The organism is Corallococcus llansteffanensis, from assembly GCF_003612055.1.
Classification (GTDB): Bacteria; Myxococcota; Myxococcia; order Myxococcales; family Myxococcaceae; genus Corallococcus; species Corallococcus llansteffanensis.
This window is the reverse complement of sequence record NZ_RAWB01000958.1, coordinates 1-1,853: the sequence shown is the minus strand read 5'-3', so window position 1 is coordinate 1,853 and position 1,853 is coordinate 1. Positions and strand designations below refer to the sequence as shown.

The 1,853-nt window shown below is 68.2% G+C and carries 3 protein-coding genes; 2 read left to right on the top strand and 1 reads right to left on the bottom strand.

Annotated elements, in window-relative coordinates:
* On the top strand, positions 1-442 hold a 442-nt coding region (locus D7V93_RS42475; RefSeq protein WP_208723343.1), incomplete at its 5' end, for a glutamate racemase.
* A gap of 24 nt (positions 443-466) precedes the next feature.
* On the opposite strand, the gene carF is transcribed toward D7V93_RS42475, so the two are convergent.
* Positions 467-1,324, bottom strand: coding sequence for a plasmanylethanolamine desaturase (carF, locus tag D7V93_RS42470; protein ID WP_120648619.1), 858 nt, complete (start codon positions 1,322-1,324; stop codon positions 467-469).
* Between the two features lie 251 nt (positions 1,325-1,575).
* On the opposite strand from carF, the gene D7V93_RS42465 reads away from it, so the two are divergent.
* The coding region (locus D7V93_RS42465) for a RomY N-terminal domain-containing regulatory protein (RefSeq protein WP_147451661.1) at positions 1,576-1,853 on the top strand (278 nt) is incomplete at its 3' end.

Below are 1,853 nucleotides of genomic sequence, written 5' to 3'. Positions count from 1 at the left end.
CTCAGGGGCCTACCAGCGGGCGCTGGAGGCCGGGCAGCCTCACGTGAAGGTGAAGGCGAAGGCGTGCCCGCTCTTCGTGCCGCTGGCGGAGGAGGGGTGGACCACGGGCGACGTGCCGCTGCTGGTGGCGCGCGAGTACCTGGCCGGCTTCGCGCAGGACGGCGTGGACACGCTGGTGCTGGGCTGCACCCACTACCCGCTGCTGAAGGGCGTCATCGCCGAGGTCGTGGGGCCGCACGTGTCGCTGGTGGACTCGGCGGAGGCCACCGCGGAGGCCGTGGCGGAGCTGCTGGGCGCCCGGGGGCTGCTCGCGCCGCAGTCCTCCTCCACGCCGGAGCACGCGTACTTCGTCACCGACGTGCCGGAGCGCTTCGTGGAGGTGGGGGCCCGCTTCCTGGGGCGCCCCATTCCTTCCGCGGAGCAGGTGGACCTGCGCTTCTAGGCGCGCGCGGCCCGGCCCCCTTCTTCAGGGGATGGGGCGGGTGGAGACGGACGGCGCGGGCTCCTCGGCGGTGGCCTTGAGGAGCTCCTTGGCCGCCTGGAGCACGGGCACTTCGGTGGCGTCGTCCACGGCGACGAGCGCCTGGGCGGCCTCGGTGCCGATGTCGTCCTTGCGCGGCAGCTGACCGGTGGCCCAGGTGATGAGCCGCTCCATCAGCGGGAAGAAGTGGATCATCTTCAGCGGCCGGTTCATCCAGCCCACGGTGATGCAGTAGTACTGGTTGAAGGGCGCGGTGTGGTGGATGCCGTGGTGGCCCGGCGGCAGGATGAGGTGCACGCGCTGCAGGAAGCCGATGAGCGCGGGCGGCGAGTCCAGGTGCGACCACTTGTGGAACTGGTTGGTCGCCATCACCCAGAAGATCATCGCGCCCAGGAACGCGGCCAGGAACACCCAGCCCGGCCCGTTGAGCGGCACGGCCACCGCGAGCGCCGCGACGGGCAGCGACACGAGGCAGTTGTTGCCGTTGGTCTCCACGAAGTCGTGGCGGGTGATGGCCTTCTCGTCGACGTGGTGCTCGCGGAAGGGGCGGATGAACGCCTTGCCCAGGACGGGCATCTCCGTGGAGCCCCACGTGTCACCCATCCAGTGGACGAAGCCCGACACGAAGTCCGCGGCCAGGTAGCCCAGCACCACCGCGAGCGTCAGCAGCCACGGCCCGGTGTGGTGGGTGCTCCAGAGCTTGTACGCGAGCACCCCCTCCAACGACACGAAGGAGACGATGGAGGCGATCTCCATCGCGCGGATGGCGGGGGAGTACCCCTGCGCCAGCGTCTGGGCGTCCTGCAGGCGGACCTTGTCCGTGATCTTGTCCGGCTTCGTCATCAGTGGGTTCCCGCCCGTCAGTGATGGCTCAAGAAACGTCGCGCACGTCAGAGTGGGTACGTACCCCAGCCCGTTTCGGGTTTTCAACACAGGGGCCCCCTGCCCGGCGGCTCGGCGGGCACGGGCGGATCCGTACACTGCGGTGGGAAACGCACACCGGGGGGCGGGCAAGCACCGGGAGTCACATGCGGGAGGCGTGACGCTTGCCTTGTGAAGCCCGGACCCCGCTGCTACGGTGCCCGACCTCGGCAATGGCGAAAACCTTCGAAAAAGCCGTCACAGGCTTCAATCACAACATCAAGCACAAGGGGAAGGTCTACCACGTCCAGACCGAGGACTCGGGTGTCAACAACCCCCACATCATCACCCACCTGTTCGTGGGCGGGAACATCCTCGCGTCGAAGAAGACGTCCTACGCGGACATCCTCAACGCGGAGAACCTGGCGGAAGTCGTCCGCGAATTGATGGAGGAGCAGCACAAGGAGATGCTGCGGAACCTCATCAACGGCGTGTACGACAACTACGAGTC

What these genes read in the sequence shown, in the direction of transcription:
- carF (WP_120648619.1), bottom strand. Translation starts at nt 1,324, where the DNA reads ATGACGAAGCCGGACAAGATCACGGACAAGGTCCGCCTGCAGGACGCC.